Annotated in this window: 2 protein-coding genes; both read right to left on the bottom strand. The window is 74.8% G+C overall.

Going from position 1 to position 1,343, the window contains the following annotated elements; translation table 11 throughout:
• Window positions 1-90 precede the first annotated feature (90 nt).
• Window positions 91-954, bottom strand: a complete 864-nt coding sequence (locus tag AB0G02_RS40550) for a DUF4231 domain-containing protein (protein ID WP_360805958.1) — start codon at window positions 952-954, stop codon at window positions 91-93.
• The coding region (locus AB0G02_RS40545; protein ID WP_360805955.1) for a nitrilase-related carbon-nitrogen hydrolase at window positions 951-1,343 on the bottom strand (393 nt) is incomplete at its 5' end. The genes AB0G02_RS40545 and AB0G02_RS40550, both read right to left, overlap by 4 nt.

The following is a 1,343-nucleotide window of genomic DNA, read 5'->3' as shown; positions in this document are numbered from 1 at the left end:
CCACCCCGTACCCGCGGGCGCGCAGCCGGCGGGCGATCTCCAGCCCGAACCCGCGCGCCGCGCCGGTGACCACCGCGACCTCCACGCCGGTCACTCCTCCACCGGCCGCGACGCCGGCCACAGCTGGTGCTCCCGGCTGATCGACTCCTCGGCCTCGGCCACCGCCTCGGCCCACGACGCCTCGTCGGCGTCCTGCAGCTTCGCCTGCACCAGCACCAACTCCCGCGCCGCCAACGAGTACCCGGTCGCCAACGACGAGTGCCGCCGCGTCGCGAGCCACGCCGCGCCGCTGGCGACCGCGGCGGCCAGGATGCCCGAGTAGTCCAGGTCCCACACGGTGAACGCCCGGCCACCCGCCAGCACGATCGCCAGCACCTCACCGACGACGAGGGCGACCCGCCACTGCATCGCCCGCCGCCGGTCGGCCCGCGCCTTCTCCGTGTACCACGCCTTCTGCACCTGGAGCCGGTCCTGCAGGTACGTCGTCCGCCGCTGCTCGAACGGCCTCTCCCGCAACGCCGTCATCGCGGCCGTGGCCGACGGGTCGCTGTCCAGCGGGAGCCGCTGCTCGCTCTGCGCGACCACCTCCGCCACGCGTTCCCCGAACAGCGCCCTCGGTCGCGCCACGTCGGTCGAGAACGGGGCGCCGGCCACCGCGTACCGCCGAGCCAGCGTCTTGATCGACTCCGCCACCGCGCGCCCGGCGTACCAGTCCCGCTCGGGCTGCTGCGTCCACAGCAGGATCTCCATCACCAGCGCCACCGAGAACGCCACCAGCGCCAGCAGGCCCCACGGGTGGACGGCGGTCGCGCCCTTCCACTCCAGCGCGCCGCCTACGGCCGCCGCGACGGCGCTGACCAACCGGACCTTGCTCCAGCCCAGCGCCATCCGCTGACCACGCCGCGACGCCCGTTCGGCGTCGTGGAAGAGACCGGGTAGATCCGCGTCGGTCATGCGCCTCCGTCTGTCGAGCCCGCCGGGATCACCGCCCGCACCACGGCGTCCACCCCGATGCCTGCGGACGTGATCATTCCACCGGACGGGTCCCACACCGCCGAACGACCCGCCGCCGACTCGTACCCCTCACCGGTCGACCCCGCGAAGCTCGCCACCGCCACCCACACGCCGTGCTCGACCGCGATCCGCCGCGCCCGCTCGTGCTGCAGGTCCGACTCCCACGAGTGCTTCACCGTGCCCGCCACGTACGCGTCGACGCCCAACGCCGCGGTGTCCGCCGCGTGCCGCGGCTCGCCGGTGTCCTTGCAGACGGCCAACCCGAGCCGCACCCCGTCCACCTCCACCACCGCGGGCGCGGGACCAGGCCGGAAGCGCAGCGCCTCCCG

This window comes from Actinosynnema sp. NPDC023658, from assembly GCF_040639995.1.
GTDB lineage: Bacteria > Actinomycetota > Actinomycetes > Mycobacteriales > Pseudonocardiaceae > Actinosynnema.
Note: the sequence above shows the minus strand (reverse complement) of the source record. Positions and strands in the feature narration are given on the sequence as shown.

Excerpts from the sequence above, each read along its gene's own strand:
- AB0G02_RS40550 (WP_360805958.1), bottom strand. The coding sequence starts at position 954 with ATGACCGACGCGGATCTACCCGGTCTCTTCCACGACGCCGAACGGGCG.